This is a genomic window from Streptomyces sp. 8N706, from assembly GCF_052245415.1.
In the GTDB taxonomy this organism is placed as follows: Bacteria; Actinomycetota; Actinomycetes; order Streptomycetales; family Streptomycetaceae; genus Streptomyces.
On sequence record NZ_JBQQBW010000083.1, the window covers coordinates 1 to 13,958 of the forward strand.

Annotated in this window: 13 protein-coding genes; 6 read left to right on the top strand and 7 right to left on the bottom strand. The window is 72.4% G+C overall.

Translation table 11 applies throughout. The features are described from left to right. Positions 1 to 157 precede the first annotated feature (157 nt). Both ACTWQE_RS25125 and ACTWQE_RS25130 read right to left on the bottom strand, forming a co-directional pair. A complete protein-coding gene (locus ACTWQE_RS25125) occupies positions 158 to 448 on the bottom strand; it encodes a hypothetical protein (protein ID WP_443331308.1) in 291 nt (96 codons plus the stop codon). Further along, complete coding sequence (locus tag ACTWQE_RS25130) at positions 445 to 1,428, bottom strand: aldo/keto reductase (RefSeq protein WP_443331309.1); 984 nt, start codon at positions 1,426 to 1,428, stop codon at positions 445 to 447. The genes ACTWQE_RS25125 and ACTWQE_RS25130 overlap by 4 nt, the downstream gene beginning before the upstream one ends. A gap of 129 nt (positions 1,429 to 1,557) precedes the next feature. On the opposite strand from ACTWQE_RS25130, the gene ACTWQE_RS25135 reads away from it, so the two are divergent. Then, the gene (locus ACTWQE_RS25135; RefSeq protein ID WP_443331310.1) at positions 1,558 to 2,607 is read left to right on the top strand and encodes an LLM class F420-dependent oxidoreductase; all 1,050 of its coding nucleotides are present in this window, start codon (positions 1,558 to 1,560) and stop codon (positions 2,605 to 2,607) included. A gap of 453 nt (positions 2,608 to 3,060) precedes the next feature. Here the strand turns inward: ACTWQE_RS25135 and ACTWQE_RS25140 are convergent, their stop codons facing one another. Further along, the gene (locus tag ACTWQE_RS25140) at positions 3,061 to 3,675 is read right to left on the bottom strand and encodes a hypothetical protein (RefSeq protein WP_443331311.1); all 615 of its coding nucleotides are present in this window, start codon (positions 3,673 to 3,675) and stop codon (positions 3,061 to 3,063) included. A 267-nt stretch (positions 3,676 to 3,942) separates the two neighbouring features. Between ACTWQE_RS25140 and ACTWQE_RS25145 the strand changes: the two genes are divergently transcribed. Further along, the gene (locus tag ACTWQE_RS25145; RefSeq protein ID WP_443331312.1) at positions 3,943 to 4,731 is read left to right on the top strand and encodes a ferritin-like domain-containing protein; all 789 of its coding nucleotides are present in this window, start codon (positions 3,943 to 3,945) and stop codon (positions 4,729 to 4,731) included. Positions 4,732 to 4,764: 33 nt separating this feature from the next. Here the strand turns inward: ACTWQE_RS25145 and corA are convergent, their stop codons facing one another. Then, positions 4,765 to 5,757, bottom strand: a complete 993-nt coding sequence (corA, locus tag ACTWQE_RS25150) for a magnesium/cobalt transporter CorA (protein WP_443331313.1) — start codon at positions 5,755 to 5,757, stop codon at positions 4,765 to 4,767. A gap of 64 nt (positions 5,758 to 5,821) precedes the next feature. Here corA and ACTWQE_RS25155 point away from each other — a divergent pair, with 64 nt between their 5' ends. The 4 genes from ACTWQE_RS25155 to mshC all read left to right on the top strand — a co-directional run bounded on the left by ACTWQE_RS25155 (position 5,822) and on the right by mshC (position 9,464). Beyond that, entirely contained in the window at positions 5,822 to 6,526 is a 705-nt protein-coding gene (locus ACTWQE_RS25155) for a histidine phosphatase family protein (protein ID WP_443331314.1), read from the top strand. 89 nt (positions 6,527 to 6,615) lie between these two features. After that, positions 6,616 to 7,206, top strand: a complete 591-nt coding sequence (locus ACTWQE_RS25160) for a DUF3090 domain-containing protein (protein WP_443331315.1) — start codon at positions 6,616 to 6,618, stop codon at positions 7,204 to 7,206. Further along, positions 7,170 to 8,054 (top strand): SCO1664 family protein, encoded by an 885-nt coding sequence (locus tag ACTWQE_RS25165; RefSeq protein WP_443331316.1) that lies wholly within the window; start codon positions 7,170 to 7,172, stop codon positions 8,052 to 8,054. The genes ACTWQE_RS25160 and ACTWQE_RS25165 overlap by 37 nt, the downstream gene beginning before the upstream one ends. Before the next feature lie 180 nt (positions 8,055 to 8,234). Further along, positions 8,235 to 9,464, top strand: coding sequence for a cysteine--1-D-myo-inosityl 2-amino-2-deoxy-alpha-D-glucopyranoside ligase (mshC, locus tag ACTWQE_RS25170; protein WP_443331317.1), 1,230 nt, complete (start codon positions 8,235 to 8,237; stop codon positions 9,462 to 9,464). A gap of 93 nt (positions 9,465 to 9,557) precedes the next feature. Here mshC and ACTWQE_RS25175 read toward each other — a convergent pair whose 3' ends face one another. From ACTWQE_RS25175 to ACTWQE_RS25185, 3 genes are all read right to left on the bottom strand, one after another. After that, on the bottom strand, positions 9,558 to 10,694 hold the full coding sequence (locus ACTWQE_RS25175) for a PAC2 family protein (protein WP_443331318.1): 1,137 nt from the start codon (positions 10,692 to 10,694) through the stop codon (positions 9,558 to 9,560). A 445-nt stretch (positions 10,695 to 11,139) separates the two neighbouring features. Beyond that, positions 11,140 to 11,811, bottom strand: coding sequence for a FadR/GntR family transcriptional regulator (locus ACTWQE_RS25180; protein WP_443331319.1), 672 nt, complete (start codon positions 11,809 to 11,811; stop codon positions 11,140 to 11,142). Between the two features lie 536 nt (positions 11,812 to 12,347). After that, complete coding sequence (locus ACTWQE_RS25185; RefSeq protein WP_443331320.1) at positions 12,348 to 13,955, bottom strand: FAD-dependent oxidoreductase; 1,608 nt, start codon at positions 13,953 to 13,955, stop codon at positions 12,348 to 12,350. Positions 13,956 to 13,958: the final 3 nt, after the last annotated feature.

The following is a 13,958-nucleotide window of genomic DNA, read 5'->3' on the forward strand; positions in this document are numbered from 1 at the left end:
GCGGTGCGGTCCGCGTCGGCCAGGAGCTCGCAGCGGACCGCCCGCCCCGGCCCTCGGGGCGCGCAGTGCCACCGCCGCCACCGGGGGCAAGCGCGGACGTCGCACCGTCGGCGGCACGTTCCCCGTCTTCCCGGTCGGCCGCGGCGTCCGTCCGGGCTTAGGACGCGCCAGGCCCCTCGTCCGGCATGCGCCGCTCCCCGTCCTCGGGGCGGCTGTGCGATGACGGCGCCTCGGCCCCACCGGGTGGCGCATCGGCCCCACCGGGCGGCTCCTCCGCGCCCGGGGACCGCTCGGTCTCCTGCGGTCCGGGCGCTTCCGGCCGGCCGGACGGTCCGCCGGGTGCGGAGCCGCTGTCCGCCGCTCCCGCCGCATCCTGGCGGCCGGGCTCCGGCGCGTCGCCGGATGTCCGCGCGGCAGGGTCCTCGCCGGCGAGACGGTCCGTGGTCACAGGGTGCTCCAGTCCTGGTCGGGATAGTGGTGCACGGGCGCCGAGACATCGTCCAACGCCCGGCAGATCTCATCAGGAAGACTAAGCTCCTCCACTGACAAAGCCGCCGTGAGCTGCTGCGCGTTGCGCGCGCCGACGATCGGTGCCGCCACTCCCGGCCGGTCGCGGACCCAGGCGAGCGCCACCTGAAGCGGCGTGGCCGCCAGCCCCTCCGCCGCGGTGGTGACGGCGTCCACGATCCGGCTCGCCGCATCGTCCAGATACGGGGCCACGAACGCCGCCAGCTGCGGGGAGGCTCCCCGCGAGTCGCCCGGGGTCGCGTGCCGGTACTTCCCGGTCAGCACGCCCCGACCCAGCGGCGAGGACGGCAACAGCCCCACCCCGAGGTCCAGCGCCGCGGGCAGCACTTCCCGCTCCACACCGCGCTGCAGCAGCGAGTACTCCATCTGCGTGCTCGCCAGCCGGGTGCGCCCGCCCGGCGCGGCCAGCTGCCAGGTGGCGGCCTTGGCGAGCTGCCAGCCGCAGAAGTTGGACACCCCCACATAGCGCGCCCGGCCGCTGCTGACGGCGATGTCGAGCGCCTGCAGCGTCTCCTCCAGGGGTGTCCCGGGGTCGAAGGCGTGGACCTGCCACAGATCGACATGGTCCGTGCCGAGGCGCCCCAGGGAGGAGTCGAGCGCCGCGAGCAGATGGCCGCGCGAGCCGTCGAACCGCCGGTCGGGGTCGGGGACGCTGCCCGCCTTCGTCGCGATGACCAGGTCGGACCGCGGCACCAGGTCCTCTATGAGCTGCCCCAGGAGATACTCCGCGCCGCCGTCCGCGTACACATCCGCGGTGTCCACCAGGGTGCCGCCGGCCTCCCAGAAGGCCTTCAACTGATCGGCGGCATCGTGCTCGTCGGTGTCCCGTCCCCAGGTGAGGGTGCCGAGCCCGACCCGCGATACGCGAAGGCCCGTACGGCCGAGGTGCCTCTGCTCCATGAGCGTTGAGATTACTGGCCGGTGGCGCCGCGGCCGCCGGCCTGTGGACAACCCGGCACTGACGGACCGCGCCCCCGCGCGCTAGAGTCCCCGGAACAGGGGCGTTACTGATCGGTAAGGAGAAACGGCATGCGGCTCGGGATCAACCTCGGTTACTGGGGTGCCGGAATGGACGCGGACAACCTCACAGTTGCCCGGGAGGCCGACAAGCTGGGCTATGCCGTCTGCTGGGCGGCGGAGGCGTACGGCTCCGATGCCCCCACGGTGCTGTCCTGGGTCGCGGCCCAGACCGAGCGCATCGACGTGGGATCGGCCATCTTCCAGATCCCCGCCCGGACGCCCGCGATGACCGCGATGACGGCCGCCACGCTCGACTCGCTCTCCGGCGGCCGGTTCCGCCTCGGCCTCGGTGTATCGGGCCCGCAGGTGTCCGAGGGCTGGTACGGCGTCAAGTTCGACAAGCCCCTCGCCCGCACCCGCGAGTATGTGGAGATCATCCGCAAGGCGATGTCCCGGGAGCGCCTCGTCCACGAGGGCGAGCACTGGACGCTGCCGCTGCCCGGCGGCCCGGGCAAGCCGATCAAGCTCACCGTCCATCCGGTGCGTGAGCACATCCCGCTCTACATCGCGGCGATCGGCCCGAAGAACCTCGAACAGACGGGCGAGATCGCCGACGGAGCCCTGGTCATCTTCTTCGCGCCCGAGCACGCCGAGGAGACCACGCTCGGCTCCCTGCGCGCGGGCCGTGAGAAGGCGGGCAAGTCCCTCGACGGCTTCGACATCGTGCCCACCGTCCCCCTGGCGATCGGCGACGACGTCCAGGCCCTGGCCGACCAGTTCCGTCCGTACACCGCGCTGTACGTCGGTGGCATGGGCAGCGCCAAGCAGAACTTCTACAACAAGCTTGCCCAGCGCATGGGGTACGAGAAGGAGGCCGCCGAGATCCAGGAGAAGTACCTCTCCGGCGACAAGGAGGGCGCCGCGGCGGCCGTGCCCCACCAGCTGATCGACTCCACCACCCTGCTCGGTCCGGTCGAACGCGTCGCCGACCGGATGCAGGCCTACGCCGAGGCCGGTGTCACCACCCTCTCCCTCGCCCCGGCGGGCTTCACGCTCGAGGAGCGTCTCACCTCGCTGCGGGCGGGTGTCGAGGCACTGGAGCGCGCGGGTCTCGCGTAAGCGCGCGGTCCCGCCCGGCGCAACGCCCCGCCCGCCGCCCGCCGGGTCACACGGCGGTCGGCGGTGCGGGCGCAGGACGGTGGGGGGCTCCCGCGCAGCCGGTCTCTCGGTCGGCTTTCGCCGAAGCCAGCCCGGGGGTGGAGCCGTCGGTGGCTCCGACAACGCGGCAGACGGCTGGGAGAGCGCGTCGCCGGGGCGGTCTCCGGCCTCGGCGGGCGGCCTTCCACCCGTAAGGAGCCGGACCCGCCCCCGTAGCCCAGTGGCGGCGGCACCCCTCTCCTGTAAGGAGCCGGGGAGGCACCCCGCGTGGCCGGGGATGATCCCGCAGCAGCGGGGGCCGCGGGAGGAGGGGCCCCACCCTTGAGGCACCCGGGGAGCACCCCCCAGCCGGGCGGGAGCGGGGCCGGACCTCCGCCGGGCCTTCGCGGTGGGGGCCGGCCGTCGCCGGAGGCGTCAGCCGGGCACCAGCCGGCCCAGCAGCCGTCCGAAGGCGATCAGCCGGGCTATCTGGCCCGGCCCGCCGTCGTCCAGCGACTTGCTGAACCGGAACGCCTCCGGACGGAACCGGGCGGCGGTCACGGGCGAGTCCGGGTCGCCCCCCGGCAGCGGATTCAGCTCGTGCGGCGTACCGGTCGCGAGCACCAGATGCACTCCGCGGTCGATACGGCCGCCCGAGGCGTCCTGCCCGACCAGCGTGCGCATCCCCACATGGCGGATCGAGCCCAGCGGCAGAACCTGTACGGAGGAGTCGAGCACCGTCCCGCCCGGATCGCTCCCGTCCTCCAGCTCCTCGCTGTGCCACAGGATGAGCCGCCGCCCGTCGCAGACCGCGGCCTCCTGCCACACCGACGCGCCGGCCTCCGTCAGGTCCACCACCCGCTCCAGAGTGAACCCCCGCACCCGGCGCCGCCCCAGCACTCCGGCGATGGCGTCCAGCGCGACCTCGGCATGCAGGAAGTAGGCACGCGCGGCGTCGTCCAGGCGCTCATGCGGCGCCCAGTCCGATCCGGCCGGCCCCAGTGGCCGGGGCGCCGGACGGCTCCTCGCCGCTCTGCTGAACTTGCCCACCGGTTTCACAACCCCCTCCAGGCTCGGAAATAACCCTACCCAGGGGTGTCGGCGGGAGAGGCTGAGAGGCTCTGCGGCCGTGGTGGGGGCTCGGGGGTCCACCCCGCCACGGCCGTCACCGAGCACAACGCGCGCGCCCCCGCGGAGTTACGCGCCGGGAGCCTCCGCGCTCCTCCGTTCGGCGGAGTTATCCGGGCCAGCTGTTGCCGGACACCTCCAGGAGCATTTGACTCATCCTGTGCGGAGCCCCGTACGGAGGTGGCATTGATGCTTTCGGCCAGAGATCTGTTCCAGGAGATCTTCGACCACGACGAGTCGTTCCGGCTGTTCTGCTCCATCGCCGCCAGCGGTGAGGCGCAAGGCGGCTGGGAGAACGGCCGGATCGCCGCCCTCGTCCCGGCGTCCCAGCGGGGGCTCAGCCGCAAGATCGTCCGCCATGGCGCCGACGAGGACAAGCACGGCCGGATCTTCAACGCATTGCTGCGCAAACGCGGACTGGACCCGGTCGACGTCCCCCCGGACACCGACTACACCATGCTGCTCGAGAGGCAGGGCATCGGCCTGGCCCACGACAAGCTCCGCGCCGACGAGCCGCTCTCGGAGGAGGACATCGTCGCCTACCTCGCGCACAGCAGGGTCACCGAACAGCGGGCCTCGGAGCAGATGCAACTCCTGCGCAAACACTTCGCCGACCACCCGGAGGTCGGCCGCGCCGTCAGGATGATCTCCAACGACGAGGACAACCATCTGGCGTACTGCCACGAGGAGCTGCTGCGGCTGGCCGCCGCCGGGCACGGCCGGACGATCCAGCGGATCCTCCGGGAGAGCGCGCTCGCCGAGATCCGGGTGTACCGCGACGTCAGCCTCGCCGTGATGGCGCACATGGGACGGATCCTGGGCTGGTCCGCGGCGAAGGCGGCGGTGCTCGCGGCCGGGATCCACGCGTTCTACGCGTACGAGCGGCTGGGCGGCTGGCACCGGATGGTCAGTCTGAGGATGCCGGAGCGGCGTGACGCGCTCGGCGGGCCGGCGACGGCCGCCCCCGAGTTCGCCTGACCGAGGGGCCCAACGAGTCCGCCCGCCCGCGGGTCAGAGCCAGCCGCGCCGCTTGAAGGTCCGGTACAGCCACACCACGGCGCCGGCCATGACTATCAGCACCGCCGGATAGCCCCACACCGAGTCCAGTTCCGGCATGTGCTCGAAGTTCATGCCGTAGACCCCGGCGACCATCGTGGGCACCGCCGCCATCGCCGCCCATGCCGAGATCTTCCGCATGTCGTTGTTCTGCTGGACGCCCATCTGCGCGAGATGCGCCCCCAGGATGTCGGAGAGCAGCCGGTCGAAGCCCTCGACGTACTCGTTGGCGCGCGTCAGGTGGTCGCTGACGTCACGGAAGAACGGCTGGGAGTGCTCGTGCACGAACGGCACCCCCGCTCCCGCCAGCCGTTCCATCGGATCGGCCAGCGGGCCGGTGGCACGGCGGAACTCGAGGACCTGGCGCTTGAAGGCGTAGATCCGGGCCGCCGTGGGCGTGGTGTCGGTGCCGGCCGGCGCGAACACCTCCGCCTCCAGCTCCTCCAGGTCCACCTGAAGCTCGGCCGCCACGTCGAGGTAGTGGTCCACGACCGCGTCGCTCACCGCGTACATCACCGCCGTGGGGCCGTGCTTGAGGACCTCCGGCTCCTCCTCCAGGCGCTGCCGCACCTGGGCCAGTGGGGCGCCCTCACCGTGCCGGACCGTCACCACGAACGAGTCGCCGACGAACACCATCAGCTCGCCGGTGGTGACCGTGGCCGCCGTGTCGTCGTACAGCACCGGCTTGAGGACCAGGAAGAGCGAGTCGTCGTAGACCTCCAGCTTCGGCCGCTGGTGTGCGGTCAGCGCATCCTCCACGGCCAGCGGATGCAGCCCGAATTCGCTGGTCACGAGCTCGAACTCCTTCTCCGTCGGCTCGTGCAGCCCGATCCACAGGAACGAGTTGCCCTCCGCCCGCGCCTCGTCCAGCGCGTCGGAGAAGTCGGCGGGGCCCTCGGTTCGGCACCCGTCCCGGTAGATGGCACAGTCCACAATCACGCGGGGCATTCTCCCCTGCCCGGCCGGGACGCACACCCGGGGTCCTCTTGCACGGCACCGTAAGGTTGCGCACATGCCCACGCTGATCCTCGTCCGGCACGGCCGTTCGACCGCCAACAGTGCCAAGGTGCTCGCGGGATGGACGCCCGGAGTCGCCCTCGACGAGCGCGGCGCCGCCCAGGCGGCCGCGCTGCCGGGGCGGCTGGCCGGCCTGCCGCTCGCCGCTGTCGTCACGAGCCCCCTGCAGCGCTGCCAGGAGACGCTGCGGCCGCTGCTCGACGCCCGCCCCGCCCTGCCGCTGCACATCGACGAGCGGATCGGCGAGTGCCACTACGGTGACTGGACCGGCCGCAAACTCGCGGAGCTGGCCGACGAGCCGCTGTGGAAGACCGTGCAGGGGCACCCGTCCGCCGCCGAGTTCCCGGGGCCGGAGGGGGAGACCGTACGAGCCATGCAGGCGCGGGCAGTCGACGCCGTACGCGACTGGAACAGCCGGATCGAGGCCGAGCACGGCGCCGACGCGGTGTATGCGATGTGCTCGCACGGGGACATCATCAAGTCCCTGGTGGCCGACGCCCTGGGACTGCATCTGGACCTCTTCCAGCGGATCTCCGTGGAGCCCTGCTCCGTCACCGCGATCCGCTACACCCCGCTGCGGCCGTTTCTGCTCCGGCTCGGCGACACCGGAGGCTTCAGCGGGCTCGCGCCCGAGGAGGGCGGCGGTTCGGCCGGTGGCAGCGGCGACGCCGAGGTGGGGGGTGCCGCGGGCGCGGCGTGATCGCCGTGAGCAGTAGGGTGGACGGGCCGCGGCCAGGGTACGTGTGACCGCGCGGCGTCGATCCCGCAGTCGATCCCAAGGAGCAGGACGTGTCCCGTCAGGTGTTCCTCTACGACCCTCCGGACCGGTTCGTCGCCGGTACGGTCGGGCTGCCTGGCCGCCGGACGTTCTTCCTCCAGGCGACCGGGGCCGGCCGCACCACCAGCGTCGTCCTGGAGAAGACCCAGGTGGCCGCGCTCGCCGAGCGGATCGACGAGCTGCTGGACGAGGTGGTGCGCCGCACCGGCGGCAACGCGCCCGTACCGGCCGTCGCACCGACGGACCTCTCCGACACCGCGCCGCTCGACGCCCCCGTCGAGGAGGAGTTCCGGGTCGGCACCATGGCGCTGGCCTGGGACGGCGAGGAGCAGCGCATGATCGTCGAGGCGCAGGCTCTCGTCGAACTCGACGCGGAGACCGACGAGGACCTCGCCGAGGCCGAGGAGAGGCTCCTCCAGGACGAGGAGAACGGCCCGCCGATGCTGCGGGTCCGGCTCACCGGCGAGATGGCCCGGGCGTTCGCCAAGCGGGCGCTCGAGGTGGTCAACGCCGGACGCCCGCCGTGCCCGCTGTGCAGTCTGCCGCTCGACCCGGAGGGACACGTATGTCCGCGCCAGAACGGATACCGCCGCGGGGCATGACGTCGGGGCCCTCCTGCGCCGAGGCCGGTGACGGGACGCAGGAGCCGCCACGGCCGGACGGGGCTGCGGCGTACGACCTGCTGGTGCGCGGGGAACTGACGGTACGCGGAAGGATCCGGGGGGCGTCGAACGCCGTTCTGCACTGCGCCGTCGAGCTGGACGGGCAGCGGGCGGACTGTGTGTACAAGCCGGTCGCCGGGGAGCGGCCGCTGTGGGACTTCCCCGACGGCACGCTCGCCCAGCGCGAAGTGGCGGCCTACGAGCTCTCCCGGGCCACGGGCTGGGACCTGGTCCCCCCGACCGTGCTGCGCGACGGCCCGTACGGCGAGGGGATGTGCCAGCTCTGGATCGAGGCCGACCCCGCGGCCGAGCTGCTGGCTCTCATCGACGGGGAGGAGCCCGGACCCGGCTGGAAGGCCGTCGGGTTCGCCGACGTGGGGGAGGGGCGCACGGCTCTGTTGGTGCATGCCGACGATGCGCGGTTGCGCCGGCTGGCCGTCCTCGACGCGGTGATCAACAACGGCGACCGCAAGGGCGGCCATCTGCTGCCCACCCCCGACGGCAGGCTCTACGCCATCGATCACGGGGTGACCTTCAACGCCGAGGACAGACTGCGCACCCTGCTCTGGGGCTGGGCGGGCGAGCCGCTCACCGACGAGGCGGTCGAGGTGCTCCGCCGGCTCTCGGCGGATCTGACCGACGGCGGTGGCCTCGCGACCCGCCTACGGGAACTGGTGACCGAGGCGGAGACCGATGCCGTACGGGACCGGATCGGCGCGTTGCTGCGGGAGGGGCGCCACCCCGAGCCCAGTGGGCAGTGGCCCGCGATCCCCTGGCCTCCGGTCTGACCGGCGCTGTCTCCCGCGGTCGGGGAGTCCGCCGGAGCCGGGGAACGGCCTGCGGTAGGCGGCGCGGCTTGCCGGCGGCGCGTTCGCAGCATGCCGGAGGGGATTGCGCAAGACCGCCTATTCGGCCAACCCTGCTGCTCCGGTTCGTATGTGGAACGCCCATCCGGTTAGTCTCATGACATGTATGCCTGGCCCGCTTCTGAGGTCCCGGCCCTGCCCGGCAGTGGCCGCGACCTACGGATCCACGACACAGCGACCGGAGGGCCGATCACCCTCGACCCCGGTCCCGTCGCCCGCATCTACGTCTGCGGAATCACTCCGTACGACGCCACCCACTTGGGACATGCGGCGACCTACAACGCGTTCGACCTCGTTCAGCGCGTGTGGCTCGACACGAAGCGGCAGGTTCACTACGTCCAGAACGTGACCGATGTCGACGACCCCCTGCTCGAACGGGCCGTCGCCACGGGTACCGACTGGAGCGCACTCGCCGAGCGCGAGACCGCGCTCTTCCGCGAGGACATGACCGCCCTGCGGATGCTTCCGCCCCAGCAGTACATCGGCGCCGTCGAGGCCATACCCGGCATCGTGCCGCTGGTCGAACGGCTGCGCGACGCCGGCGCCGCCTACGAGCTCGACGGGGACACCTACTTCTCCGTGGAGTCCGACCCGGCGTTCGGCGGGGTCTCCGGACTCGACGCCGAGGCCATGCGCCGCCTCTCCGCGGAGCGCGGCGGAGACCCGGAGCGCCCGGGGAAGAAGAACCCCCTCGACCCGATGCTGTGGATGGCCGCCCGCGACGGTGAGCCGAGCTGGGACGGTGGCACCCTCGGACGCGGCCGTCCCGGCTGGCACATCGAGTGCGTCGCCATCGCCCTGGACCATCTGGGCATGGGCTTCGACGTCCAGGGCGGCGGCTCCGACCTCGCGTTCCCGCACCATGAGATGGGCGCCTCGCACGCCCAGGTCCTCACGGGTGAGCACCCGTTCGCCCAGGCCTATGTGCACGCCGGCATGGTCGCGCTCCACGGCGAGAAGATGTCCAAGTCCAAGGGCAATCTGGTCTTCGTCTCCGCGCTGCGCCGCGATGGTGTGGACCCGGCGGCGATCCGGCTGGCGCTCCTGGCACACCACTACCGCGCCGACTGGGAGTGGACGGACACCGTGCTCGACGAGGCCGTGGAGCGGCTCGGCCGCTGGCGGGCCGCCGTCTCGCGCCCCGACGGGCCACCGGCCGACGACCTGGTCGAGGAGATCCGCGAAGCTCTCGCGGAGGACCTCGACGCGCCGTCCGCGCTCGCCGCGGTCGACCGCTGGGTCGCGGTCCAGCAGTCCGAGGGCGGTACGGACGAGGGGGCGCCCGGCCTGGTGTCGCGCGCCGTCGACGCGCTCCTGGGCATCGCCCTGTAACGCACGGCCTGCCTCTGTCGGATCACTACAGCGCCGTTCGCGAGTCGGGGTGCTCCCCCGGGGAGTGCCCCGACTCGTCGGTGCTGAGCGGCCCTACTCGTCGCCGGAGCCGGAGCCGGAGCCGGTGTCCGAGCCGGAGTCCGAGGTGGATCCGGAGTCCGGCGCGGATCCGGAGTCCGAACCGGAGCCCGGCGCGGATCCGGAGTCGGGCCTGTTGCCCGGGTCGGGACCGGCCCCGGAGTCCGTCTCTTCCGCGTCCCCCTTGGCCGACGCTTTCGGCGGCCGCGTACGCCCGCCGGCGCTGTCCCGCAGATACGAGCCGCTCTCCCGGCCGTCCGCGCCCGAACCGCTCCCAGTGGCGTGCCCGCCCGGCTGCCCGGGCCCCGGCTGGCCGTCCCGCCGCCGCAGATACCGCTCGAACTCCCGGGCGATGGCCTCGCCCGACGCCTCGGGCAGCTCCGCGGTGTCGCGTGCCTCCTCCAGCGACTGGACGTACTCGGCGACCTCACTGTCCTCCGCCGCCAGCTGGTCCACTCCCAGCTGCCACGCCCGCGCGTCCTCCGCGAGCTCTCCCAGCGGGATCCGCAGCCCGATCAGGTCCTCGAGCCGGTTGAGCAGGGCGAGGGTCGCCTTGGGGTTCGGCGGCTGCGAGACGTAGTGCGGCACGGCCGCCCACAGGCTGACCGCCGGGACACCCGCGTGTGTGCACGCCTCCTGCAGGATTCCGACGATGCCGGTGGGCCCCTCGTAGCGGGTCTCCTCCAGATCCATCGTCCGGGCGAGGTCGGGATCGGAGGTGACGCCGCTGACCGGGACCGGGCGGGTGTGCGGGGTGTCGCCCAGCAGCGCGCCCAGGATCACCACCATCTCCACGCCCAACTCATGGGCGAAACCCAGGATCTCGTTGCAGAACGAGCGCCAGCGCATGCTCGGCTCCATGCCGCGGACCAGCACGAGATCGCGTGGCTTGGGACCGGTGACCCGGATGACCGAGAGCCGGGTGGTGGGCCAGGTGATCTTCCTGACACCGCCCTCCACGAAGACGTTCGGCCGGTTGACCTGGAAGTCGTAGTAGTCCTCGGCGTCGAGCGCCGCGAAGACCTCGCCTTTCCATTCCCGGTCCAGATGCCCGACCGCGGTGGAGGCGGCGTCGCCGGCGTCGTTCCAGCCTTCGAACGCGGCCACCATGACCGGGTCGATCAGCTCGGGAACCCCCTCGAGCTCGATCACCCAGCGCCTCCTTCCGACCGGGAGCGTTTGTCTGGGTCCGCCCCGGCTGCTGTTCCATGCCGTACCCAATGCGTGCGCCCCCAGCCTACGGCTTCGCAGCCGTCCGTCCGCAGCCCCTGTGCAGAGTCGTCCGGAGATTCATCCGAGCTGTCTTCGAAGAACTCCGAGAGGGAGCGGGAGAGCGAGGCCTGCCCGGCCCTATACATCGGATGACTCGAGAGGTCCGATGTCCTCCGCTTCCGGCGTGAACGAGGGCGCCGTCCTGCCCCCGCTCGACGGCCGTGCACCTGATCCGACCGGCTCGCGCCCCTCTTCGGGACATACTGCCCTCCGCCGCTGGGAGTCGGCCCGGTCGACGGTCGCGCGGCCGGGCAGGAGAAGGCCCGTCGGACCGACCTGGGTGGTCCCGGGACCGACGTCGTCGATGGGTGCGTCCGGGGGTCTCTCACAGCGTCGAGCGCAGCCCCTGTTCCACGCTCGCGATGTGCACCGTCGCCCAGGACCGGGCCGCCTCCGCGTCGCGGGCGTACAGCGCCGCCAGAATCGCCCGGTGCTCGTCCAACGTCCGGCTGACGGCGCCCCGCTCGGCCAGCCCGTGCCAGATACGGGACCGGGTGGTCGGCCCCGACAGCCCTTCCAGCAGCGAGCACAGCACGGCGTTCCCGCTCGCGCGCACGATGCCCCGGTGGAACTCCAGGTCGGCGGCGACCAGTTCCGCCACCGGGGAATCCGGCCCCAGCGCGTCCAGCCGCCCGCCCAGCGCGTCGAGTTCCGCGGTGCTGATCCGTGAAGTGGCCAGGGCGGTCGCGGCGGGCTCCAGAATGCGGCGGACCGCCAGGAACTCCAGCATCGTGTCGTCGCGGTGGAAGTCCACCACGAAACCCAGTGCCGCCAAGAGCAGTTGGGGGTCGAGGCTGGTGACATACGTGCCGTCGCCCTGGCGTACGTCGAGGATGCGGATCAGGGAGAGGGCGCGCACCGCCTCGCGCAGCGAGTTCCGTGAGAGCCCCAGCTCCGCGGCGAGTTCGCTCTCCTTGGGCAGACGGTCGCCGGGCCGCAGCGCTCCCGAGACAATCATGCCCTTGATCTTCTCGATCGCCTCGTCCGTCACGGCCATGAGCGCCCTCCTCGTCCGGCGCCGGTCCCCGCCGGGCTCAGACATCCGATGTCTGGATCGATGATGCCTGGTGCGCTGGGGCGTCGTACGGGCGGTGTGCCGATCACCGCGGTGAAGTCCCTTGTCGGATGGCCTGATCGGCATGACCGAACTCCGCGGCGAGCCCACTTCGGCGATACCGGAACCGCGGCCGATACCGGATCCCCGGCCGGTGCGGCCCACCCTAGTGCGGAGCGGCCCGGCCCGGCGGAGCCTGTCGCGTTTGTCCCTACCTCTCCCGCGGATGCGGCCGGGCCTACCGCCCGCGCACCGGCACCCCTGCCTTCCCAGGGCAGCCGCGTTCTCAGGGCGTCCGTCGAAGCCGTCCGTGCCGCCCGGGGCATCTCCGAGGGGCATCTCTCCGCGCCGCTCCCCCTGCCCTCTCCGGACGCGCCCCGGGCCGCCACCGGTACCGCGGCCGATCACCGGGCGGGGGCGGGCACGACGAAGGGGGAGAGGCCCCCGTGGCCTCTCCCCCTTGCGCGCGGCGCTGTGTGTCAGCCCTTGCGGCCCAGCATCTCCTTGACCCGTGTCCGGACGTCCTCGCTGTCCAGGCCGCGGATCGTCAGGGTCGTACGGCGGCGCAGTACGTCGTCGACGGTCTCGGCCCACTCGTGGTCCCGGGCGTAGACGACCTGCGCCCAGATCTCCGGACCGTCCGGGTGGATCCGCTCGCCCAGCGACGGGTCCTCGTTGACCAGACGGGCTATGTCGAAGGACAGCGAGCCGTAGTGGGTGGCCAGCTGACGGGCCGTCAGCGGATCCATCCGTACGCCCGGCTCACGGTCGACCAGCAGTCGGTGCGCGACCGCGTTGGGGTTGGCGATACCGGGCAGGGGGGCCCGGCGGACCAGGCTGGAGACCGGCTCCATGTCCTCGGTCAGCGGACTGCCCGGCAGCTGCGCGAGCTTGTTCATCACGGTGCGGCCGATGTGCCGGTACGTGGTCCACTTGCCGCCCGCGACCGACAGCATCCCGCCGCGGCCCTCGCTGACGACCGTCTCACGCTTCGCCTTCTCCACGCCGCCGGGCCCGCCGGGGAGCACCCGCAGCCCCGCGAAGGCGTAGGTCATCAGATCGCGGGAGAGGTCCTCGCCGCGGACCGAGAAGGCCGCCTCGTCCAGGATCTGCTGGATGTCCGCCTCGGTGGCGCGCACATCCGCCGGGTCGCCCTCGTACACCTCGTCGGTCGTGCCCAGCAGCAGCTGGTCCTCCCACGGCAGGGCGAAGGTGATGCGGTACTTGTCGATCGGGGTGGCCATGGCGGCCTTCCACGGGGCCTTGCGCTTGAGCACGATGTGCGCGCCCTTCGACAGCCGGATGCTGGGCTCGGCGCCCTTGTCCTCCAGCTTGCGCAGGTGGTCCACCCACGGGCCGGTCGCGTTGAGCACGACCCGGGCGTTCACCCCGAACTCGCCGCCGTCCAGACGGTCTTTGAGCTCGGCGCCGGTGACCCGGCCGTGGGTGAAGCGCAGTCCGGTCACCTCGGCGTGGTTGAGCACCACGGCGCCGGACTCGACGGCCGCGCGGACGGTCATGACGGCCACCCGCGAGTCGTTCATCTGGTGGTCGTAGTAGACCGCGACGGCCTTGAGGTTGTCCGTCCGCAGGGCGGGGTTGCCGGCGACGGCCTTCGCCGGGGAGATGACCTTGCCGACGCCGTCGCCGAAGGCGGAGAGCGCCGAGTAGGCGAAGACGCCCGCGCCCAGCTTGGCGGCGCCGACGGGCCCGCCCTTGTAGACCGGCAGGTAGAAGGTGAGCGGGTTGACCAGGTGCGGGGCCACGTCCTTGGCCAGCACGCGCCGCTCGTGGTGGTTCTCCGCCACCAGCTTGACCGCGCCGGTCTGCAGGTAGCGCAGACCGCCGTGGACGAGCTTGGAGGAGGCGGAGGAGGTGGCGCCGGCGAAGTCGCCGGCGTCCACCATTGCCACCCGCAGCCCGGACTGCGCGGCGTGCCAGGCGACCGAGGTCCCCAGGATGCCGCCGCCGATCACCAGGAGGTCGTACGTGGCCTTCGAGAGCCGTTCCCGGGTCTCGGCGCGGCTCGGGGTGGAACCGGCAGCCGGGTGCGTCCCGAGGGTCGGGACGCTCTGCAGGGTGCTCATGTT